Consider the following 21558-nt stretch of genomic DNA (forward strand, 5'->3'; position numbering starts at 1 on the left):
GGCAGCTACAAGACGCGTTAGAGCACCCCGACGCCTCGTTGGTGGCACGTATTGTACGGCTTGTGCGTCCTCGACGCGAGGCGCGTCCCGAGGGGTCTAGCTCCTGGCTCGAGGCCGCTCGGCGTGGGCGGCGCGCTCCGGCACCGGGTCGGGTGCGCGCGCGCCGCCGCGGTGGGCGCTTCGGGCGAGGTGGGCGCAGACCTCGGCGGCGGCGCGACGGCCGCTCAGAAGGGCCCCGTGCACCGTCGCCGCGCGGTGTTCGGGTTCGGTGGCCTCGCCCGCCCAGAAGAGCGGCGGTGTCGGCGCGGCGAGCTTTTCGCGGGCGCCGTCATGGCCGGGGAGCACGAACGAGTAGCCGCCGCGCGTGTAGGGGTCGTCGGGCCAGTTGACGAGCCGGGCGCCTAGGGGGGTGAGCTCCGGCCGGCCGAGTTCGCTCCGAAAGGACGCCAAGGCCGCCTCTAGCGCCCCCGCCTCGCCCAGCGAGAGGAGCTCGGAGGCCCAGTCGCCGGAGACGAACGCCGTCCAGACGTGCTCCTGCGCAGGGGGCGTGTGGCCGAACGACGGCGACCACCACATGGGCGGGTTGAGGCGGCTATAGAGCGCCATGACGTGCGGGGGCAAGGGCGCCTCGGCGAAGCGGTAGACCAGTTTGATGACCGGCCCCATCTTGAGGCCCAACAGGGCGCTCTGCTTCGCGTCGGGGAGCTCCGGCGAAAAGCGGATCGCCCCCGCCTGAAGGACGCCTAGGGGTACGGTGATGATCGCGGCTTCGGCGTCGTAGCGCTCCTCCCCCAGGGTGCGCACGTGCACCCCCGTGCCCGGCGACCAGCGCACCTCGGTGACGGGGTCGTGCAGGTGCACCTCGAGCCCCGCGGCGAGCGCCCGCACGAGCGCGTCGTAGCCGCTGAGCAGCCGGAAGTCTTCGGAACCGCTCTCCTCGCCCCCTTCGCGCAAGCCCTCCAGCACGGCCCGCGCACTTAAAAAGCGCATCGATTCACCGCACGCGTTGGCGAACGAGCGCCGCACGTAACGCAGCTGCGTGGCGGAGAAACCGATGCGTCTTAAGTAGCTGTGAAAATCCTCGCCGGGCAGCGCGTCGACCTCGGGGAGCGCCCACGAGCGGGTGAGGTCGAAGTCAGGGCATTGCGAGCGCGCCTCGCGCATGCTGAGGAGGCGGCCGTCCTCGAGGCGCACGAGCGAGTCGTCTTGCTTGGGCCAGGGGAGCGTCTCGAGGCCGAGCGCGCGCACCAGCTCCCAGGTCGCGGCGCGCTCGCCGTGGATGAACTCGGCGCCGAACTCGACCGGCACCGAGGCGAAGTCGCGGTTCGTGTAGGTGCGGCCCCCGAGGCGGTCTTTGGCCTCGAGGACGATGACCTGTTGGCCCGCTTCCTTGAGCGCGCGCGCCGCCGCGAGCCCGGCGACCCCCGCGCCCAGCACGAGCACCCTCATAGACGGGCGCTTGGTTGTGGCCCCGCTGCGGGGAGCCCCTGGGGGGCCGGGTGCGCCGCTCTTGCCGCGCGCTCCGGGCGCCACACGATCAGCATCCCCGCGTGATCGGCGTCGCTGTCCCAAGCGTAGTCCTCGATGACGCCGCAGGGTTTAAAGCCGCGCTTCATCTGCACGCTCACCGTCGGGTCGAAAATCTCACCGGCGATAACCTTGGCGGCGTACTCGCGCACCGACATGACGTCACGGTAGCGCCCGTAGCCCTTGAGCATCCCGCCGGCGTACATCCCCTCGAGCCCCAGCGCCTCGACGAGCGCGAACTGCGCCTTGTAGAGCGCTGAGGCGACGCCGCGCCCCTGAAACTCGGGGTGCACCGCCTTGTCGACGCCGTAGAGCCAGCGCCCCTCGGGGTCGTGGTTGGGGAGCGTGAGGTCGCCGATCATCGCCGACCAGCTTAAGGGGCGCGCCGAAGGGGGGTAGTCCGTGCGCATCGCGAGCGCAACGCCGATCACCCGCTCGCCCCCTGGCGTGTCGGTGACGACGACGAACTGCCCTTCGGGGAAGCGCCGCAGCATCTGCGCGACTTCCGCTTCGGACGCGCAGCCGCGCGTCCCGATGGGAAAACCGTTCGCGCGGCAGATGACCTCGTGGATGCCGGCGCCGTGCTCAGGCCGCGCCTGCACGACGTGGTAGGTGAGCTGACGCGGCGTCTGCTTGGGGGTTAGAGAGATGCGTTTTTTGCTTCGTACCTGGGTAAGGGGGGGTAGACGATCCTGATATATCTGCGATAAAGAACTTCGTGAGCCTCTCATAACGTCGTTCGGACAAAGCCCTAAACGTTGGAGGTATGAGTTCGTAAGAGATGGGAAAAACAAAGCGGGACGGCTAGCCTTTACGTCTTGCGTATCAGCCTCGTCCAGTGTCTCTCCACAACCTTCACGCGAGAGTTTTGGCCTCCCGAAACCCAAACGGCTTCATTTGGTTAACTCACACTTTAGGGTTGTCTTGAAACTTTCACTCTCCCTTTCAGCTCGTCTTAGGCCAGTGTAGCACATCCCGGGGCGTTTTGGGTAGGGGCGCACACGTTGCTCCCCACACCGGAGCTCGGCTTCCGGGGCGCGCACCACGACCACCGTCGCGGGAAAAGCGCGTAAGAGCGTCCGCCCGCGCGGCTGGGGGGAGACCTCCAAGCAGAGGCCGCCGGGATGCGGTATGATGCGCCGCATCTCGCGGTGACGGCGTCACCGGCGCGCGCGGCCTGAGGAGGCGTACTTGGCGGGTAGGGTACAAAGGACCGGTACCGGGGCGAGCGTGCTGCTAGCGCTGCCCGGACTTTTCTGGCTCGTCACCTTTTTTCTGCTGCCGCTCCTTTTCGTGCTCTACGCGAGCTTTCAGACGCGCGGCGCGGGTGGGTTGCCCGTCCCTCCGACGACCCTTGAACACTACGAGCGCACCTTCGACGTCTTCTGGCCCGTCATCTGGCGCACCCTCTACTTCTCCGGCCTCACGACCCTCGTCTGTTTGCTGCTGGGCTTTCCGGTGGCGTTTTTTATCAGCACGCGCAAAAGCGCGCGGGCGCGGCAGCTGCTGCTCTTTCTCATCCTGCTCCCCTTTTGGACGAACTTTCTGGTTCGCACCTACGCGCTGCAGACGATCCTCGGCCGCGAAGGCCCCCTCAACGCCCTGCTCTTAAACCTCGGGGTGATCCAGGCGCCGCTGACGATGCTTAACACCCCCTTCGCGGTGATGCTCGGGCTCGTCTACGGCTTTGTCCCCTTTATGGTGTTGCCCGTTTACGCCTCGGTCGAACGCCTCGACAAGCGGTTGCTCGAGGCCTCGAGCGACCTGGGCGCCAACGACTGGCACACCTTCTGGCGCGTCGTGTTGCCCCTGACGCTCCCCGGCATCGTCGCGGGTTCGATGCTCGTCTTTATCCCGGCGATCGGCGCTTTTGTCACCCCCGACCTCTTGGGCGGTACCCGCGGGTTGATGATCGGTAACCTTATTCAGAGCCAGTTCCGCGGGCGTGGCAACATCCCGCTCGGCTCGGCGATCTCGGTGGTGCTGATGGTGGTGGTGCTGTTGGGGCTGCTCGTCTACACCCGTTTCGGCGAGCGACGTGACTAGCCTAGGGGCGGTCGTGAGGAGGCGAGGATGACGGAGCGGACGGCACGCCCCCCGAACCCTACAGGGGACGCCGAGGGGCGCGGGCGCCTGCGGCGCGATCTCGCGCTGCGGCGCTGGGGCAAGGTCGGTTTGGTGCTCATCCCCGTACTCACCTACCTGTTTCTCTGGGTGCCCATCGTGGTGCTCATCGTCTTCTCGTTCAACGACGCCGCTTCGGTCTCCGTGTGGCGCGGTTTTTCGACGCGTTGGTACAGCAACCTCCTCGGGCTCGGTGGGGGCGCCTTTCAGACGGAGCTGCTCTTGCGCTCGGTGCGCAACTCGCTGCTGGTCGCCGGGGTGGCCACGGCGCTCTCGACGGTGATCGGCACGCTTTTTGCCCTCGCCGTGGCGCGCGGGTCGTTTCCGGGGCGGCGGTTTTTCGAGGCGCTCTTCTACCTGCCGGTGATCATCCCCGACATCACCCAAGGGGTGGCGCTGGCGGTCTTTTTCAACACGCTCTTCGCCGCCGCGCAAAACCTCTTTGGCGTGCGCCTGGTGAGCGGTTTCGGCACCATCATCATCGCCCACGTGGCCTTTAACATCGCCTACGTGGCCGTCGTGGTGCGCGCCCGCCTCGCCGCCATGGACCCCACCCTGGAGGAGGCGGCGCGCGACCTCGGGGCGAACCACTTCCAGACGTTTTGGCGCGTCACGCTCCCCAACCTCATGCCGGGGGTGCTCGGCGGGGCGCTGCTCGCGTTCACCATCTCGCTCGACGACTTCGTGGTGACCTTTTTTACCGCGGGCGTCGGCACCACCACGCTGCCCCTGTTCGTCTACGGCTTGTTGAAGCAGCGCGTGCCGCCGGAGATCAATGCGGTCTCGGCGCTTATGATCCTCGTGTCGATCGTGCTGGTCGCGGGGTCGCTGCTGCTGCAGCGGCGCCGTCCGGAGGCATAAGCTCTCGGTGCCGCTAGAGCATTGAAGTGTGTACCCGTTGTGGTGTAGAAAAGGCATGAAAATAAGCTAGGGCGTATAGAGTTGAGTTGCGGCATAGATGCTGCAGTTTGTTGGGGTGGGTGGCTCGAGCGCAGTCGGGCAATCCACTCAAAAGGGGGTTTTATGCGCGCTCTTGGTCCCTTTGCACGTTTTCAGATCTTCGTTTTCACCTTAGCGGTGTTTGGCTTGGGGTTAGCGCAAGGCTTTACGCCACGTAATCCCACTTGTATCGCACCAGCGGACCCGGGCGGCGGCTGGGATTTTACCTGCCGCAACATCGCTACGCTCCTCTCGGACATCGGAGCTGTGCGTGGCCGCCTAAGAACGCAGAACATGCCAGGGGCAGGGGGTGGCGTCGCCTACGCTCACGTCGTCGGTCAGCAGAGCGGTAACGACAACCTCATCGTGGCCGCCTCGACCGCCACAACCACGCGCATCGCCCAGGGGCAGTTTTCAGGTTTCGATGAGGATGACGTGCGCTGGGTCGCCGCTCTAGGTGCGGATTACGGCGTCATCGCCGTGTCGCCCGACAGCCCCTATGATGACCTCACGGAGCTCATGGAGGCGCTGCGAGCCGAGCCGGCGAGCCTCAGCATCGTCGGTGCCTCGGCCGTCGGGGGCTGGGACCACCTCAAGGTGTTGCTCGTGGCGCAGGCGGCGGGTCTAGAGAACCTGAGCGCTCTGCGTTACGTGTCGTTCTCGAGCGGTGGTCAGGCCATCGTCGAGCTTTTGGGGGGGCGCGCCGAGGTGTTTTCCGGCGACGTCTCCGAAGCGCTACCGCAGATCGAAGCGGGCAACCTCAAGGTTCTCGGCATCCTCGCCGAAGAGCGCGCCGACGGGCTCCTCGCCGAGGTGCCAACCGCGGCCGAACAGGGTTACGACGTCGTTGGGGCGAACTGGCGCGGCTTTTACATGCCCGCTGGAACGAGTGACGAGGCTTATACCTTCTGGGTCGAAGCGTTTAGGGAGCTCGAAGCGTCCGAAGCCTACGCGACCGTGCGCCAGCAGAGTGGGCTCTCCCCCTTCTGGCGCGGCGGCGAAGAGATGACAGCGTTCGTCTACGACGAGGTCGAGACCATCCGCGAACTTTCCGAGCAGATCAACCTCACCGAGTAGCAGCCGTGAGCGACCGCGTCGCCGCCCTTTTGCTTCTCCTCTTAGCGCTTTTTTTCGGCCTCGAAGCGTTAAGCTACCGTGCGGGAGACTTTACCGACGCGCTGGGGGCGCGCGCCTTTCCGCTCGCTGTAACGGCGCTGCTCGTCCCCTCGGCCCTCTACCTCCTGCTGCGCCCGCAGCCCGATAAGCCTTGGCCCCCCGCCCCCGTGTGGGGGGTTTTGGGGGTGGCCGTTGCGACCTTTATAGCGTACGCGCTGCTCCTCGAGCCGCTCGGTTTCATTTTCGCCACAACCCTTTTTTTCGTCGTGTTCGGAGCGTTTTTTGCGGCACCGTGGTGGCGCAGCGCGCTCGCCGGACTGGCGTTCTCCGCCGCGCTCTACGCCATCTTCGTCTGGGCGCTCGACCTCTACCTGCCCGTCGGCGGCCTTTTCGAGAGGTTTATTTAGGTGGACGTTCTTAGTTCGCTCGGCAACGGTTTCGGGGTGGCGCTGCAGCCGCTCAACCTCTTGGTCGCCTTTATCGGGGTGTTTTTGGGCACCGTGATCGGCATGCTCCCCGGGATCGGACCGATCAACGGCATCGCCATTCTCATCCCCATCACCTTCGTATTGGGCCTCGACCCCACCGCGATGCTCATCCTTTTCGCCGGCATCTACTACGGTTCACAGTACGGCAACTCGATCAGCACAATTTTGCTCAACGTCCCCGGCACCGCCTCGTCGGTAGCCACGGCTCTAGACGGCTACGAGATGACTAAGCAGGGGCGGGGGGGGCCAGCGCTCGCGATCTCCGCTATCGCCTCCTTTGTCGGCGGTACGCTCTCGGTCGTGGGGCTGATGTTTCTGGCGCCCCTGATGGCGCAGTGGGCGATCCGCTTCGGTCCCGCCGAGTACTTTGTGCTTATCGTCTTTACCTTTAGCACCCTTTCAGCGCTGACCGGCAAGCAGTTCGTCAAGGGCCTTATCGCCACGGCGCTCGGCCTCATGTTGGCGAGCGTCGGGATCGACCCCGGTACCGGCATCCCGCGCTACACCTTTGGTCAGCTCGAGCTCTACGACGGCCTCGACTTCGTGGTGGTGACCATCGGCTTTTTTGCGGTGTCTGAAGTTTTGACGCTCATTGAGAGCAGTCGTTTCGGCCAGGAGGGGCTGCACAAGGTCGGGCGGATCATGGTGTCTATGCGGGAGTTGGTAATGAGCCTCTGGGTGATGCTGCGCTCGAGCGTGCTCGGCTTTCTCGTGGGAGTGCTTCCGGGAGCCGGCGCGACCATCGCCTCGTTTCTCGCCTACACTGTCGAGCAGCGCCTCGTGGACCGGCAAGGCAGCTTCGGCAAAGGTGATATCCGCGGCGTCGCCGCCCCCGAAGCGGCGAACAACGCCTCGGTTTCAGGGGCGCTCATCCCGCTCCTTACCTTGGGTGTACCCGGCAGCGGCACGACAGCAGTCATTTTGGGGGCGCTCTTGGCTCTGAACCTAACCCCTGGCCCCCTCTTTATCGAGCGCAACCCCGAACTCTTTTGGGGTCTGGTTGCGTCTATGTACATCGGCAACGTGATGCTCCTGATTCTCAACCTCCCCCTCATCGGCCTTTTCGTCCGCATCTTGTTGGTGCCGCGCTGGATCCTCGTGCCGGCGGTCGCCACCATCGGTTACATCGCGGTCTACGCCGTCAACTCGTCCGTGTTCGACCTGATGCTGATGACGGCCTTTGGCGTGCTGGGTTACCTCATGCGGAAAACGGACTTTCCGGTCGCGCCCGTTATCTTGGCACTCGTCTTAGGGCCGCTGATGGAAGTTAATTTGCGCCGCGCGCTGTCGCTCTCGGGCGGCGATTGGGGAGCGCTCTTCGGGACACCTTTGGCCGTCGGGCTGTGGGTGTTGGTCGCACTGTCACTCGTGCTGCCACTCGTCACCAACCGTCGTCGCGCTGTTGGGCTCGAGGCAGGCGTCGACGCCAGCAAGGAGTAACGTCTACGCCCCGAGCACCCGGACGCTCTTCGGCACCACCTCGACCTGCACGTCGCCGGTAGCCGGGTGGAGGTCGCCGTCTAGGTGCAGCTTGACGGGGACCGCCCAGTGCAGTGAGGCGCGCTGCCCCCGCGCGTAGACGACCCGCGGATGCTTGAGGTGCTGCCCGAAGAGGAGCCGCGCGATCAGCGGGACGAGGCCGGCGCGCCCAACCGCCCGGCCGACGATGAGTTCAAGCCGGCCGTCGGTGAGCTCCCCTTCGGGCGAGATGTGAAAACCGCCGCCGTAGCGCCGACCGTTCATCACCGCGCCTAAAAAGCTGAGGCCAGAGAACACCTCGGCGCCGTCGACCGTGACCGTCAGCGCCTGCTGGCGCAGGTCGCGAAAGGCGAGCACCACGCCGGCCGCGTAGCTGCCAAACCCCCCCAACGAGCGCGGCATCTCGGCGGCGTAGGCGGCGACCTGCGCGTCAAAGCCCATGCCGAAGCCGTTCAAGCTGTAACGGGTGCGGCCCCCTAGGGTGACGCGCAGCACGTCGAGCGCCCTCGTCTCCCGCTGGAGCCGTTCGGCGATCCTCTCGGGTGTCCACCTGCGCCAGCCGAGCGCGTAGGCGAAGTCGTTGCCCCGACCTGCGGGGACGAGGCCGAAGGGGCGCCCCGTACAGACGGCCGCCGGTAAGAGCGCGCTCACGGTGCCGTCGCCGCCGACCGGGACGATGGCGGTGCCCTGAGGGAGCGTTTGGGCGTGGGCGAGCGCCGCCTCGGGGCTCGGGTGCAGGGCGACGTCGCAGTGGCGTCCGGCGGCCCGTAAAACGCGGGCCACAGCCTCGGCGAGGCGAGGGGCGCCGCCGCGACCCGCGCGCGGGTTGACGAAGAGGGTGTAGTCGGTCGTGGTCTGGCCTGTAGCGGTATTGTTCGTAGCGGTCACGTTCTGAAGAGCATACGCCGCGCCGCGCTCGGCGTGGAATAGTCAGCGCTGTTAGACCCGGTTTGAGTCCCTGACACGTGCGTACGGGCTAGGTTGTGTCGGCCTCGTCGCCGGTAGCTTAGGCCACACCTCGCCGCCAAAACCCTCTGCGCGGCGCGGGGTGGGTATACTTCGGCATGACGACGAGCACCCCCCCCAAGATGAACACCGACCGGCGCGACGAGGCGCTCTTTGCGCTTCTCGAGCGCGAGTTCGAGCGGCAGCGGGACGGTCTGGAGCTGATCGCCTCGGAGAACTTTACCTCCCAAGCGGTGATGGCCGCGGTCGGCAGCGTGTTGACCAACAAGTACGCCGAAGGCTACCCCGGCAAACGCTACTACGGCGGCTGCGAGGTCGTCGACGAGGTCGAGCAGCTCGCCATCGCGCGCGCCAAGGAGCTCTTCGGCGCGGCTTGGGCGAACGTGCAGCCGCACTCGGGGAGCAGCGCCAATTTGGCCGTCTACTACGCGCTCCTCGAGCCCGGTGACACCGTCTTGGGGATGGACCTCGCCCACGGCGGGCACCTGACGCACGGTTCACCCGTGAACTTCTCGGGGATGAACTACCGCGTCGTCGGGTACCCCGTCGACCGGGAAACCGAGCGGATCGACCTAGGGACTGTGCGGCAACTCGCCCTCGAGCACCGCCCGAAACTCATCATCGCGGGCGCTTCGGCGTACAGCCGCGTGATCGACTTTGCGGGCTTTCGCGCCGTCGCCGACGAGGTGGGCGCGTACCTGATGGCGGACATCGCCCACATCGCGGGGCTGGTTGCCGCCGGCGTGCACCCCAGCCCCGTCCCGCACGCGCACGTGGTGACGACCACGACGCACAAGACGCTCCGCGGGCCGCGCGGCGGCCTCATCCTGAGCCGCGACCCGGAGCTCGGCAAACGCTTTGACAAGATGATCTTCCCGGGCACCCAAGGGGGGCCCTTGGAGCACGTCATCGCCGGTAAGGCGGTCGCCTTTTTCGAGGCGCTGCAACCCGAATTCAAGACCTACAGCGAGCAGATCGTCCGCAACGCTAGGGCTCTCGCGGGGGCGCTCGCCGGGCGCGGCTACCGCATCGTCTCGGGGGGGACCGACAACCACTGCTTCGTCGTCGACCTGCGCCCACAGGGGCTGACGGGGAACAAGGCGAGCAAGCTGCTCGACGAGGCGCGCATCACGGTCAGCAAGAGCATGATCCCCTTCGACCCGGAAAAACCGTGGGTCACCTCCGGCATCCGCCTGGGCACCCCCGCCCTGACGACGCGGGGCTTTACGGAAAGGGAGATGGTGGCGGTTGCCGACGCTATCGACCGCACGCTGCGGGGCGAAGACCCCCGCGTAGTCGGCGCCGAGGTGGCCGCGCTGGCGCAGCGCTTCCCCATGCCGTGACCCCGAGCCGCCGGTGACAAGGGCTTGACATAGCGCAGCCGGGGAGGCTATACTTACTTTTGCTGCGCCGCGGGGTGGAGCAGTCTGGTAGCTCGTCGGGCTCATAACCCGAAGGTCATTGGTTCAAATCCAATCCCCGCAACCAAACCGCCCACTGGGCCAAGGGATCCTCGAACGTTCGGGGATCCCTCTTTTTGTCCCCTCTAGGAGCGCGGCCTGTCGGTGCTATTTGTGGGATCTGCTGTGCTCTTCTCGGTGCCCCCCTCTGTAGACTCTGGGGAGGGAGGGTCTATGCATCAGCTCATCGCACGCCTGCTGCTAAGTGTCGCGCTCCTCTTGCCGCTGAGTCAGGCGCAGCTCGCTCTAGCGGGGTCGCCCGCACCGCAAGGGGCGACGGCCCCCGCCGCACCGGCGCCCGCCGACCCGGCTGCGAGCCCGGCTTTGGAGGCGACGCCGGAACCGGTCATCGAACCGGCCGGCGACGCGGAGGCGACGACCGCCATCGGCCTCGGCGTCATTCTGCTCGCGGCCTTCGTCTTTATCGCCGCTATCGTCGTCGTCGTGAACCTGTTGAGGCGGCGCAGGTAACGCCTCTCGCGCCGCTACCCGCGCGCCCTGTGCACGGCCGGAGCTGGGTTGGTCCCAAGCTCCGGCTTTTGCAGTTCACGGCGGCTGACTGCACGCAAGGGCCCTGGGACCGGCAGCGCCACGAGCCTCGCCCTCAAGCGCGCTGTTACGGGCAACTCGTAGGGCTCGAGCGAGGACGCGCCAAGACGCCGCTGCCCAGCGCTCGGGCACGGGGTGTTTACGCACCGCATGAGATTTGTTAAGCTGCCCTGGCAACAACGATGTAACCCGAACGGCAGCCTTCCGCAGCGCTCTTAAGAGCGCCTCGGTCGGGCCGTGCAAGGAGGGGGAGTATGGGGAAGCTTAGGCGATTGGTCCTGGGTGCGCTGCTCGCGGCGCTGCTGGGCGCGTGCGCGCAGCAGGAGGCGCCGCAGGTCGAACCGGCTCGGCAGCCGCTGGGGGCGCTCGAGCTGAGCGTGACGGGGCTGCCCGAGGGGACGCCCGCAGCGGTCACCGTTACGGGGCCCGCGCGCTACCGTCAGGTGCTCACGCGCAGCACGACGCTGCGGGACCTGCAGCCGGGGGCCTACACGACGCGCGCCGAGGGCGTCAGCTTTTTGGGGGTGACCTACACCCCGACGGTCGACCCGCAGCGCGCGGTCGTCACCAAAGGGCAGACCGCCAGGGTGGGGGTTCGCTACGCGCGCCCGGCGCCGCAGAGCGCGGAGCTCGTCGTGAGCGTCACGGGGTTGCCCGACGGGGTCGCCAGCGACGTGACGGTGCTCGGTCCGGAGGGTTTCGAGGTCACCCTGACCGAGAGCGCGCGTCTACGCGACCTGACGCCCGGCAGCTACACGGTCACGCGCCTCAGCGTCTGGACCGGCAGCGAGGTCTTCGTCCCCGACGCCCCCGCCGAGACGGTGACGGTCGCGGCCGCCGCCGAGACGGTCGCCGCGGTGACGTACGGCCGACCGGAGCCCGTGGCGCGCCCCGAGCCCACCGATTGGCGGCGCGAGGTCATCTACTTCGCCATGACCGACCGGTTTAGAAACGGCGACCCCACCAACGACAGCGGCGCGCGGCGCCCCGGCGCTGCCGACGAGGTCACCACCGAGGCCGAGAACCCGCTCGGTTGGCACGGCGGCGACTTCGCGGGGCTCACCCAAGCGATCCGCAGCGGCTACTTCCAGGAGATGGGTTTTACCGCCCTCTGGCTCACCCCGGTCTACCTGCAGGTGCCGGCGATCACCGTCACCGACGGGGGTAGCCCGAACGACGGCAAGCGCTTCGCGGGCTATCACGGCTACTGGGCCGAGGACTTTTTCCAGGTCGACCCGCACCTAGGGACCAAAGAGGAGTACCGCGAGCTCGTCGCGACGGCGCAAGCGCACGGTATCCGGGTGATCCAGGACATGGTCGTCAACCACACCGGTTACGGGGCGACGCTGACCGAAACCCGCCCCGAGTGGTTCCACGATGAGGCCGACTGCGCCGCCGGCGACCCCGTGGTCGCCTGCCCGCTCGCGGGGCTCCCCGACTTCGACCAGCGCCGCGCCGACGTCACGGCCTTCTTAAACGCCACCGTCGACTACTGGGTCGAGCACTTCGGCATCGACGGCATCCGCATGGACACCGTCAAGCACGTCTACGACGACTACTGGCGGCAGTTCTTCGCGCCCGGCGGGGTGGGCGACCCCGCGCGCGTGTGGACCGTGGGCGAGCTCTTCGACGGCAACCCCGGCTTTATCGCGCGCTACTTAGACGACTTGGGGCTCCCCGCCGCCTTCGACTTCCCGCTCTACTTCCGCATCAAAGACCACCTCTCAAGCCCCGCGGGCAACTTAGACGACGTCGCGGTCATCTTCGACCAAGACGGCGCGTACGAGGACCCGACGCGGCTCGTGACCTTCGTCGACAACCACGACGTACCGCGCTTTATGTCCGAGGCGCTGAGCCGCGGCGTCAGCGAAGCGCACGCGCGCGAACGCCTCGACGCGGCGCTGTCACTTATCTACACCGTGCGCGGCACCCCGTCGGTCTACTACGGCACCGAAAACGCCGCGACCGGCCGCGGCGACCCCTACAGCTACGGGCCTTTCGAGGGCAACCGCGTGAAGCTCGCGCCGGACGCCCCCGCGCCGCTCGCCCCGCGCCTCCGCGCGCTCGCCGCTGCCCGCGCGGCCTACCCCGCCCTGACCCACGGCGCGCAGCGCGAGCTGTGGCGCCCCAACGGGCGCGAACCCGTGATGGCCTTCCGCCGCACCTTGGCGGGCGAGAGGACGGTCGTCGCGGTGCTCAACAACGGCGACGCGCCCATCGACCTCACCACCCTCTCGGCGGGCGGGATCCCGCTGCGCGGCACCTTCGCGCTCTCTACCACGCTCACCGAGGTGACGGGTCGGGCGCATAACCTCTCGATCACCGATACCGGGCTCCTGGTCGGCACCGTCCCGCCGCGCACGCTGCTCGCCGTCGCGGGCGACCCCGGCGAGGACGAGGAGACGGGTACGACGACGGTGACCCTGACGGTCGACGCGCGCTCGCAGGGGGAGGCGCAGATCGAGCTCCGCCGCTTCGACACGGGCCGTGAGGAGCGGCTGCCGATGACGCCCGTAGCGGGGCAGCCCGGTTTCTGGACGATCACCCTCTCCGACCTCGAGCGCTTCCGCTCGCTCGCGTTCAAGTTCGGCAACGCCGCGCCGGGGGCGAAGAACGCGGGGTACGAGGGCTTCGGTCAAGGTGACCGCACCCTCTACCTAGACGCCGCCGAGATGACCTACGAAGGGGTCTACAACTTCATCAGCGTCCCGGCTCCCGAAACGGCGTTTACGGGTACGGTGACCCTCGACGGCGCCCCGGCGACGCGCGCCCTCGTCGAGGCGAGCGACACGCCGGCGCGCTTTTACGCCTTTACCTTCGCCGACGGGTCGTTCTACCTGCCCTACAGCGGGACGACGGACCTCACGGCGAGTAAAGACGGCCAGTCGCAGACCTTGAGCGGTGTGAGCGCGCCCGCTTCGGGGCTCACCTTCACCCTGGGCGGCAGCGGGCTGCGCTACGCCATCGACGGCGACCTCGGCGACTGGACGCAGCCCCGCGCGCGGCTCATCAACCCGCCCTATGACGGCGGGTTCGGCCCCGACAACCTCTTTTCGGAGCTTTTAGTCGACTGGGACGCGACCTACCTCTACCTGGGCTACCGCTACCGCGCGGCGGGCAACTCGGCCATCATCCACCTCGACGTGCGTGACGGCGGGGTGACGAGCGTGGCGAACCTCAACGCTTGGCCGCGCTTAGCGAGCTTCGCGAACCCCATCGACGCCTTTGTCGCGCAGTACCAGGGGGACCCGGCGCAGCTCTGGGAGGTGCGCTCGAGCACCCAAGCCGCCCGTATCGACGACGGGGTGATCACCGCGACCGCGGGCAGCGGCCCGGCGTACACCATCGAGGTAGCGCTGCCGTGGCGCGCTCTTGGTTTCGCGAGCCGCCCCACGGCGACGCTCAACCTCCACGCCGGCATCTACGGCGGTGACGGCTACGGCGCCGGCGACATCGCGCCGCACGCGGGTTCGACGCCCCCGGCGAGCGGCAACACGGTCGCGGGGTTTGACGCGAGCCGCCGCGTCGACTTCCAGACGCCCTTCTCGGTGCCGCTCGGCGACTAGCGCGGCGGCCAGGATGAAAGGCGTGAGGGCGGTGTAAAGCGGTAGAGTGGGCGGCGTGCGCGGCCGCTTTACGATCTACGTTCAGGGGGTTGGGCTCCTCGGGCTCGCTGGCCTCGGCCTCGTCTTCGCGACGTACGCGTGGCTGAGCGCCGAACCCACCGACGGGTTTCTCGCCATGGCCCTCCTCAGCGGCGCGCTGGGGGGGGCGCTTCTTGGCTTGGGGCGCTCGGACGCCGACCCCGGGCGCCGCGAGTCGCTCATCGGCGTGCTCTTGCTGTGGCTTTTGCTGCCGCTTTTGGGCGGCGTGCCGTTCGCCGTGACGCTCGAGCTGAGCGTGCTCGACGCGGTCTTCGAGTCGATGAGCGGCTTTACGACGACCGGCGCGACGATGCTGGTGTCGTTCGCCGAGGTCCCCGCGAGCCTCTTTATGTGGCGCGCGCTGACGCAGTGGTTGGGCGGCGTCGGCATCATCGTGATCTTTATCGCGGTGTTTCCGCCTTTTGGCGTGGCCGGACGGCAGCTCTTCTTCGCGGAGGTGCCGGGGCCGACCGAAGAGCGCCTGACCCCGCGCCTACGCAACACGGCCGCCGCCGTGCTGCTCGTCTACCTCCTGCTGACGCTCCTCTGCGGCCTCTCGTATGCGGTCGCGGGGATGAGCCGCTACGACGCCCTCTTGCACGCCCTGACCACGATCGCCTCGGGGGGCTTTAGCTCGCACCCGCTCTCGTTTGAGGGCTTCTCCCCCGCGCAGAACTGGGTGGCGGTGCTCTTCATGGTCTTCGCGGGGGCCAACTTCGCCCTGCAGTATCAGCTCGTGGTGGGGCGTCCCCTAGCGCTCCTACGCGACCGGGAGTTTCAGACCTACCTGGCGATCGTCGGGGTGGGGGGGCTTCTGCTCACGCTGACGTTGTGGGAGCTCTACACCCCCATCGAGGCGCTGCGCCACGGGATGTTTCAGTCGCTCACGATGGTCACCACGACGGGCTACGCCTCGGCGGATTTCGTGCGTTGGCCCCTGCCGGCGCAGGCGACCTTGGTGCTCTTGATGTTCGTGGGGGGTAGCGCGGGGTCGGCGGCGGGGGGGATCAAGGTGATCCGCTGGCTGATTCTGGTCAAGGCCACGGCGGTCGAGCTGCGCCGCACACTGCACCCGCGCGTGGTCAAACCGGTGATGGTCGGCCGCCGCGTGGTGCGCGAGGAGGTCATCCGGGCGGTCGCCGCCTTTATCACCCTCTACCTCCTCCTGTTTGCCGCCACGACCTGGACCGTGACGGTCCTGGGTGAGGACTTTACGACGGCACTCACCGCCGCGGTGGCGTGCATCGGCAACATCGGGCCGGGTCTGGGGGCGGTGGGGCCGATGGCCAACTTTGCCGAGCTGCACCCCGTGAGCAAGGGCCTCTTGACTTTCGGGATGTACGCGGGGCGGCTCGAGGTCGTGACGGTGTTCGTGCTCTTAAACCGCGACTTCTGGTACTTGCCGCGGAAAAAAGGAGCGCGCTACTAGCGCGGCGCTGGTCTCGCAGGTGGTGTGTGGCTCGTGGCGTGTGGGACACGCACCCCGGCGAAAACGCGCGGGGCCAAAGCGAGGTCAGCGAACCCGGGGTCAAAGCTCGAGCTGCACGAGGTCGTCGGGCGTCTCGCGGCGCCGCGCGAGGCGCACCTCACCGCCAGCGACGACCACCTCGGCGGGGCGGAGCGACGAGGCGTAGTTCGACGCCATCGCAAACCCGTACGCCCCCGCCTGTTCGACCGCTAGGAGCGTTCCCGGTGTGAGCGCGGGGAGCGCGACGCCCCGCGCGAGGCGGTCGGCGTTTTCGCAGAGCGGGCCGTCGAGGTCGGCGCTGCCGCTCGCCCCATCGGCCGCGCCGAGCACGCGCACGGGGTGCTGCGCGCCGTAGAGGGCGGGGCGGAGCAGGTCCGCCATGCCCGCGTCGGCGATCACGTGGCGCACCGGCCCCTCTTTGACGTGGAGCACGCGCGTCAGCAGCACGCCGCTCTCGGCGACCAAGAAGCGGCCGGGCTCGAGCAGCAGGCGCCTAAAGGGCACCTGCGCCAGAAACGCGCGCACCCGCGCGGAGAACTCGGGCAGCGCAAACCCCGGCACCGCGAAGCCGCCGCCTAAGTCGAGCGTGTCGGCGTGTGGGAAGCGCGTGAGCAGCGCCCCTAGCTGCGCGAACACCGGCTCGTAGGCGCCCAGCTCGGTGATCTGCGAACCGATGTGGACGTGAAACCCCGCGAGGTGCTCACCGAGCGCCGCGCCGAGCGCGGCGAGTTCGCCAAAGGGCATCCCGAACTTTGACCGAGCGGCGCCCGTGGCGAGGTGCTCGTGCGTGCGCGGGTCCAGACCGGGGTTGAGGCGCAGCAGAAAGCGCGGCGCCCCCTCGCGAGCAGCGAACCGTTGCCACCCCCGCCACTGCGACGGGTTGTCGAGGCTCACCCAACCGACCCCCCACGCCGCCGCGACGAGGGGGGGGTCCTGGCGCGGCCCCCCGAGCAGGATGCGCCCCTCCGGGAAGCCCGCGCGGCGCGCCCGCGCGAGCTCGCCCACGCTGATCACCTCGGCGCCGAGCCCCGCCGCCGCGAGGTGCCGCAGCACCGCGCCGCAGGGGTTGGCCTTGACGGCGTAGAGGAGCTCGGCCGTCGGCAAGGCCGCGCGCAGGCGCGCGACCCTGTCGCCGATGGCGTCAAGGTCGTAGACGTAGGTCGGGGTGCTGTAGCGTTCGGCGATGCGGTGCAGCAGCGCGGCGCGGCCCGGGTCCATGACGGGAGCCTAGCACGCCGTGTGGGCTAGACTGGGCGGGTGAGACCGCAGCGGTTAGTCGTCGTCGGCGGCGTCGCGGGTGGGATGAGCGCGGCGGCGAAGGCCAAACGCCAAAACCCCGCGCTCGAGGTCACCGTCTTCGAGCGGAACGCCTACATCTCCTACGGGGCGTGCGGGCTCCCCTATGCGACCTCCGGCGTCGTCCCCAACCTTCAGCGCCTCATCGCCCGGACGCCGGCGGCGATGCGCGCGCGCGGCGTCGACGTGCGCGTGCGCCACGAGGTCACCGAGGTCGACGGTGAAAGGCGCTGCGTCAAGGGGCGCAACCTCGAGACGGGCGAGGCTTTCTGCGCCCCCTATGACGCGCTGGTGCTCGCGACGGGGGCGCTGCCGGTGTGCCCGCAGGTGCCGGGGCGGGCGCTACCGGGGGTGCACGTGATGCGGCGCCTCGAGGACGCCGCGGCGCTGCGTGAGGCGATCGCCGCGGGGGCGACGCGCGCGGTGGTGGTGGGCGGCGGGTATATCGGCCTCGAGATGGTCGAGGCGCTCGTCACCGCGGGGCTCGACGTGCGGGTGCTCGAGCGCCAGGCGGGGTTGCTGCTGCCGTTTGGCCCCAAACCCGCGGAGCTGGCCCTAGAGGAGGTCACCGCGCGCGCCGAGGTGGTGTTGGCGGCGGAGCTGCTGGGCTTCGAGGGGCGCGGCCGGCTCGAGCGCGTGGTGACGAGCGCGGGCACCTTTCCGGCGGACGTGGCGCTCGTCGCGGTGGGGGTGCGCCCCAACAACGCCTTGGCGCGCGCGCTCGGGTTGCGCCTCGGCCCCGCCGAAGCGGTGTTGACCGACGCGCAGCTGCGCACCGACCGCGACGGCGTGTTCGCCGTGGGCGACCTGACCGCCGCGCATCACCGCGTCACGGGGCGCCCCGCTTGGATCCCGCTCGGCGACACCGCCAACCGCCAGGGCCGCGTCGCCGGCACCGTCATCGGCGGCGGCGACGCGCGCTTTCGGGGGATCGTCGGCACCGCCATCACCAAGGTCTTTGAGCGGGCGTTCGCGACCACCGGGCTGACCCTCGCCGAGGCGCAGCGGCACGGCTTGAGCGCCCGGGAGACCCAGATCACCACCACCGACCACGCGAGCTACTACCCGGGCCACCGCCCGCTCCACGTCACGCTCGTCTGGGAGGAGGGCACGGGGCGGCTTTTGGGGGGGCAGCTCGTCGGTTACGGCGACGCGGTCAAGCGCATCGACGTCCTCGCCGCCCTGCTCTTTCGCCAAGGTACGCTCCAGGACCTCGCCGACCTCGACTTCGCCTACGCCCCGCCCTTTAGCAACGTGTGGGACCCCTTGGCGGTGGCGGCCAACGCGGCGCTCGGTTAGCGCCGGGGCGCCCGACCCCTCGTCAAGGCAAAAGGGTATAAGGTAGAGGGGTGAATAGGCAACTCCGCAGAGCCAACGAACGCTCCGACAAGCGCCGCGAGCGCGAGCAGGAGCGCCGCAAAGAGGCGCGCCGCGCCGCGCGGGTCGTCCCCGCCCCCCGCAAAAACGCCGCCACGCCGGAAGCGGCGCCCAAAACCCGCCCCGCCCCCGGCACCCTCCGCCAAGGGCTCAGCCTGGCGTACCTGGTGCTGGTCGTCGGCATCCTCCTGGCGCAAGCCTTCGTGCCGCAGCGGACCGACCCCTTTTCGCTCTTTGTCCACGCGCTCTTTTACGTGATCTTCGGCTACTTCCTCGCCCTGCAGCTCTTCCGGCGCGGTGTCGCGCGCGCGGGGCCCGTGACGGTCGTCGCGGGGCTGCTGCTCGCAGCGCTCGTCGAGGCGGCGAAGCTCTTAACGGGCGCGGGGGCGCCCGAAGCGGTTCTCGTCGCCCTCGCGCTGCCAGGGCTGCTGCTCGGCGCGTGGTTGGGCGGGTTCGTCCACCGTCAGGAGGGCCGTTAGCCGCGTTTGGGGCCCCTTGCGGGCGTTTTGGGCGCCGCCGAGGCGTCCTATCGTGCATCCCCTTGACGAATGCCGCATACGGGTGTAAGATGATTTTATCAGCGCTCGAAAGAGCGCCTTTTTTCTTTCCCCAGAGCAACCCAACCCTGGTGACCGAGGGTGCTACGGCGGCGCGCCGCTGGGGCCGACGCGCCACCGCCGCTTACAATGGGCGGCGGAGGTTACCGATGGCGCTCGTTTCAACAAATCCGGCGACGGGGGAGACCCTGGCGCACTACCCGGTGATGTCGGCAGCGGAGGTGCAAGAGGCGATCGCGGAGGCGCACGCGGCCTTCGAGGTGTGGCGGACGTGGCCCGTGAGGCGCCGCGCCGAGCCGATGCGCCGTGCCGCCCTCCTGCTGCGAGACGAGGTCGCGGCGCAGGCGCGCCTTATCAGCGAGGAGATGGGCAAACCCATCAAGCAGGCTCGAGCCGAGGTCGAGAAGTGCGCCTGGGTGTGCGACTACTACGCGGAGCACGCCGAGGCGCTGCTCGCCCCGCAGCGCGTCCAGACGGACGCCTACAAGAGCTTCGTCAGCTACCGGCCGCTCGGGGTGGTGCTCGCGGTGATGCCGTGGAACTTCCCGCTGTGGCAGACCTTTCGCTTCGCCGCGCCCAGCCTCATGGCGGGCAACGGGGCGCTCCTCAAACACGCCCCCAACGTGACCGGCTGCGCGCTCGCGACCGAGGCGCTGCTGCGCCGCGCGGGCTTCCCCGAGGGGCTCTTTCGCGCCCTGCGGATCGAGGTCGATCAGGTCGAAGGGGTGCTCGACCACCCGCACGTCGTCGCCGCGACGCTCACAGGTAGCACCCGCGCGGGGGCGGCGGTCGCCGCGCTCGCGGGGGCGCGCCTTAAAAAGACGGTGCTCGAGCTCGGCGGCTCCGACCCCTACGTGATTTTAGAGGACGCCGAGCTCGAGCTCGCGGTCGAGGCGTGCGCGGTGGGCCGGTTGCAAAACAGCGGTCAGAGCTGCATCGCGGCAAAGCGCTTTATCGTCGTCGCACCCCTCGTCGAACGCTTTACCGAGCGCTTGGTGGCGCGCTTTCGCGCCTGCTGCATGGGCGACCCGCGCGACGAGGCGACCGAGCTCGGCCCGCAGGCGCGCGAGGACCTGCGCGAGGCGCTGCACCGCCAGGTCACGAGGAGCGTCGAGGCGGGGGCAGAGCTGCTCTTGGGGGGAACGCTGCCCGAGGGGCCGGGCTACTTCTACCCGGCGACGGTGCTCGGGGGTGTGAGGCCCGGGATGCCCGCTTTCGACGAGGAGACCTTCGGGCCGGTCGCCGCCATCGTCCGCGCCGAGGACGAGGAGGAGGCGATCGCGCTGGCCAACAGGAGCCCCTACGGCCTCGGCGCCGCGGTCTTTACCCGCGACCGGTCGCGCGGCGAGCGGATCGCCGAGGAGCGGCTCGAGGCCGGGAGCTGCTTCGTCAACGCCTTTGTCCGCTCCGACCCGCGGCTGCCCTTTGGGGGGATCAAGCGCTCCGGTTACGGGCGCGAGCTCGCGGCTTTCGGGATTCACGAGTTTGTCAACGTCAAGACGGTGTACGTGGCGTAACGCGCCGGGAAACAAAAAAGCGCTCTTGCGAGCGCCCATAAAACTATCCTACACCCGTATGCGGCATTCGTCAAGGAGATGCAGCGCGGCGGCGCTCGGGTGGGTCGAAACGAACCGCTACGGGACCCGCAACGCTTCGCAGGGCAAGCTAACGGGCAACTGTGAGATGCACCGAAAAACGCTCCCCCCGGGACGCCTAAGATGCAAACATCCGGGTTTGTGCACGCCGTCACGGAGACGGGGGGTGTGCAGCCCGCTGGAGACCTCGACCTACCAAAGGGGGTTACACGTGAGCTACGAAGACTACAAACGCACCTATGGGCAAGACTACGGCCAAACCTACGGCCAGAGCTACGGGCAGAGCTATGGCCAGTACGGCTCGTACAACCGCTACGACGACGACGACGGCGACACCAACTGGACGTACGTCGTTACCGGCACGCTCTTTATCGCCGCGGGCGCCTACCTCATCTATAAAGGGCTCAGCAGCGACGACGAGGACCACACCTACACGTATGACACCCGCTCCGAAAAGCAGAGCCGCGGCAAGGGTGTCCAGGTGCGCGAGAGCATCGTGGTCAACAAACCGGTGTCGGAGCTCTACGCCTACTGGCGCAAGCTCGAAAACCTGCCGCGCATCATGAGCCACCTCGAGTCGGTGACGGAGATGGGGACCCGCTCGCACTGGAAGGCCAAAGGCCCCCTGGGGATGAGCCCCGAGTGGGACGCGACGATCACCGACGAGCGCAAGGACGAGACCATCTCGTGGCGCTCGCTCGAAGGCTCCGAGGTGCCCAACGAGGGGACGGTGCGTTTTATTAAGCGCGGCGACTCGAGCACGGAGATCCTGGTGTCGTTGACCTACCACCCGCCGCTCGGGCCGGTCGGGGCGGCGGTCGCCAAGCTCTTCGGTGAGGAGCCCTCGCAGCAGATCCGCGACGACCTGCAAAACTTCAAGCAGAGCGTCGAGAGCGGTTCGCTGTCGCTGGTTTAAGGGTTTAAAGGGGCGCGGGGGGCGCCGCGAGAGGGCGGGACCTCAGGGTCTCGCCCT

The 21558-nt window shown here is 68.4% G+C and carries 17 protein-coding genes and 1 tRNA gene; 14 read left to right on the forward strand and 4 right to left on the reverse strand.

The window, feature by feature from the left end; genetic code table 11:
- Positions 1–96: 96 nt before the first annotated feature.
- Positions 97–1449, reverse strand: a complete 1353-nt coding sequence (locus TRAD_RS00630; RefSeq protein ID WP_013176644.1) for a flavin monoamine oxidase family protein — start codon at positions 1447–1449, stop codon at positions 97–99.
- Positions 1446–2129, reverse strand: coding sequence for a GNAT family N-acetyltransferase (locus TRAD_RS00635; RefSeq protein WP_013176645.1), 684 nt, complete (start codon positions 2127–2129; stop codon positions 1446–1448). Before TRAD_RS00635 ends, TRAD_RS00630 begins: the two co-directional genes overlap by 4 nt.
- A 589-nt stretch (positions 2130–2718) precedes the next feature.
- On the opposite strand from TRAD_RS00635, the gene TRAD_RS00640 reads away from it, so the two are divergent.
- From TRAD_RS00640 to TRAD_RS00660, 5 genes are all read left to right on the forward strand, one after another.
- A complete protein-coding gene (locus tag TRAD_RS00640) occupies positions 2719–3573 on the forward strand; it encodes an ABC transporter permease (RefSeq protein ID WP_013176646.1) in 855 nt (284 codons plus the stop codon).
- A gap of 27 nt (positions 3574–3600) precedes the next feature.
- Positions 3601–4512 carry an ABC transporter permease gene (locus TRAD_RS00645; protein ID WP_013176647.1) on the forward strand — a complete coding sequence of 304 codons (912 nt, stop codon included), beginning with the start codon at positions 3601–3603 and terminating at the stop codon, positions 4510–4512.
- A 372-nt stretch (positions 4513–4884) separates the two neighbouring features.
- Positions 4885–5667, forward strand: coding sequence for a Bug family tripartite tricarboxylate transporter substrate binding protein (locus tag TRAD_RS00650; RefSeq protein WP_221401622.1), 783 nt, complete (start codon positions 4885–4887; stop codon positions 5665–5667).
- A 5-nt stretch (positions 5668–5672) separates the two neighbouring features.
- Complete coding sequence (locus TRAD_RS00655; protein ID WP_013176649.1) at positions 5673–6113, forward strand: tripartite tricarboxylate transporter TctB family protein; 441 nt, start codon at positions 5673–5675, stop codon at positions 6111–6113.
- Entirely contained in the window at positions 6114–7634 is a 1521-nt protein-coding gene (locus tag TRAD_RS00660; RefSeq protein ID WP_013176650.1) for a tripartite tricarboxylate transporter permease, read from the forward strand. It begins immediately after the preceding gene.
- A 3-nt stretch (positions 7635–7637) separates the two neighbouring features.
- On the opposite strand, the gene TRAD_RS00665 is transcribed toward TRAD_RS00660, so the two are convergent.
- Positions 7638–8561, reverse strand: coding sequence for a diacylglycerol/lipid kinase family protein (locus tag TRAD_RS00665; RefSeq protein ID WP_013176651.1), 924 nt, complete (start codon positions 8559–8561; stop codon positions 7638–7640).
- Between the two features lie 176 nt (positions 8562–8737).
- Here TRAD_RS00665 and glyA point away from each other — a divergent pair, with 176 nt between their 5' ends.
- The 5 genes from glyA (at position 8738) to TRAD_RS00690 (ending at position 15721) form a co-directional block, all read left to right on the forward strand.
- Positions 8738–9982, forward strand: a complete 1245-nt coding sequence (gene glyA / locus TRAD_RS00670) for a serine hydroxymethyltransferase (protein ID WP_013176652.1) — start codon at positions 8738–8740, stop codon at positions 9980–9982.
- 68 nt (positions 9983–10050) lie between these two features.
- A tRNA-Met gene (locus tag TRAD_RS00675) sits at positions 10051–10127 on the forward strand.
- A 146-nt stretch (positions 10128–10273) separates the two neighbouring features.
- Positions 10274–10570 carry a hypothetical protein gene (locus tag TRAD_RS00680; RefSeq protein ID WP_013176653.1) on the forward strand — a complete coding sequence of 99 codons (297 nt, stop codon included), beginning with the start codon at positions 10274–10276 and terminating at the stop codon, positions 10568–10570.
- Between the two features lie 332 nt (positions 10571–10902).
- Positions 10903–14214, forward strand: a complete 3312-nt coding sequence (locus TRAD_RS00685; protein WP_013176654.1) for an alpha-amylase family glycosyl hydrolase — start codon at positions 10903–10905, stop codon at positions 14212–14214.
- A gap of 55 nt (positions 14215–14269) precedes the next feature.
- Entirely contained in the window at positions 14270–15721 is a 1452-nt protein-coding gene (locus TRAD_RS00690; protein ID WP_013176655.1) for a TrkH family potassium uptake protein, read from the forward strand.
- 99 nt (positions 15722–15820) lie between these two features.
- Here TRAD_RS00690 and lysA read toward each other — a convergent pair whose 3' ends face one another.
- A complete protein-coding gene (gene lysA, locus TRAD_RS00695; protein ID WP_013176656.1) occupies positions 15821–16978 on the reverse strand; it encodes a diaminopimelate decarboxylase in 1158 nt (385 codons plus the stop codon).
- A gap of 39 nt (positions 16979–17017) precedes the next feature.
- Here lysA and TRAD_RS00700 point away from each other — a divergent pair, with 39 nt between their 5' ends.
- The 4 genes from TRAD_RS00700 (at position 17018) to TRAD_RS14920 (ending at position 21501) form a co-directional block, all read left to right on the forward strand.
- Positions 17018–18355 (forward strand): FAD-dependent oxidoreductase, encoded by a 1338-nt coding sequence (locus TRAD_RS00700; RefSeq protein WP_013176657.1) that lies wholly within the window; start codon positions 17018–17020, stop codon positions 18353–18355.
- Between the two features lie 50 nt (positions 18356–18405).
- Complete coding sequence (locus TRAD_RS00705) at positions 18406–18912, forward strand: hypothetical protein (protein ID WP_013176658.1); 507 nt, start codon at positions 18406–18408, stop codon at positions 18910–18912.
- A 227-nt stretch (positions 18913–19139) separates the two neighbouring features.
- On the forward strand, positions 19140–20507 hold the full coding sequence (locus TRAD_RS00710; RefSeq protein WP_013176659.1) for an NAD-dependent succinate-semialdehyde dehydrogenase: 1368 nt from the start codon (positions 19140–19142) through the stop codon (positions 20505–20507).
- Between the two features lie 289 nt (positions 20508–20796).
- Entirely contained in the window at positions 20797–21501 is a 705-nt protein-coding gene (locus tag TRAD_RS14920; protein ID WP_221401623.1) for an SRPBCC family protein, read from the forward strand.
- Positions 21502–21558: the final 57 nt, after the last annotated feature.

It is taken from the genome of Truepera radiovictrix DSM 17093 (genome assembly GCF_000092425.1).
Lineage (GTDB): Bacteria > Deinococcota > Deinococci > Deinococcales > Trueperaceae > Truepera > Truepera radiovictrix.

Coding starts and splice junctions, on each gene's coding strand:
- TRAD_RS00630 (WP_013176644.1), bottom strand. CDS start 1,449: ATGAGGGTGCTCGTGCTGGGCGCGGGGGTCGCCGGGCTCGCGGCGGCG.
- TRAD_RS00645 (WP_013176647.1), top strand. CDS start 3,601: ATGACGGAGCGGACGGCACGCCCCCCGAACCCTACAGGGGACGCCGAG.
- TRAD_RS00650 (WP_221401622.1), top strand. CDS start 4,885: ATGCCAGGGGCAGGGGGTGGCGTCGCCTACGCTCACGTCGTCGGTCAG.
- glyA (WP_013176652.1), top strand. CDS start 8,738: ATGACGACGAGCACCCCCCCCAAGATGAACACCGACCGGCGCGACGAG.
- TRAD_RS00680 (WP_013176653.1), top strand. CDS start 10,274: ATGCATCAGCTCATCGCACGCCTGCTGCTAAGTGTCGCGCTCCTCTTG.
- TRAD_RS00685 (WP_013176654.1), top strand. CDS start 10,903: ATGGGGAAGCTTAGGCGATTGGTCCTGGGTGCGCTGCTCGCGGCGCTG.
- lysA (WP_013176656.1), bottom strand. CDS start 16,978: ATGGACCCGGGCCGCGCCGCGCTGCTGCACCGCATCGCCGAACGCTAC.
- TRAD_RS00710 (WP_013176659.1), top strand. CDS start 19,140: ATGGCGCTCGTTTCAACAAATCCGGCGACGGGGGAGACCCTGGCGCAC.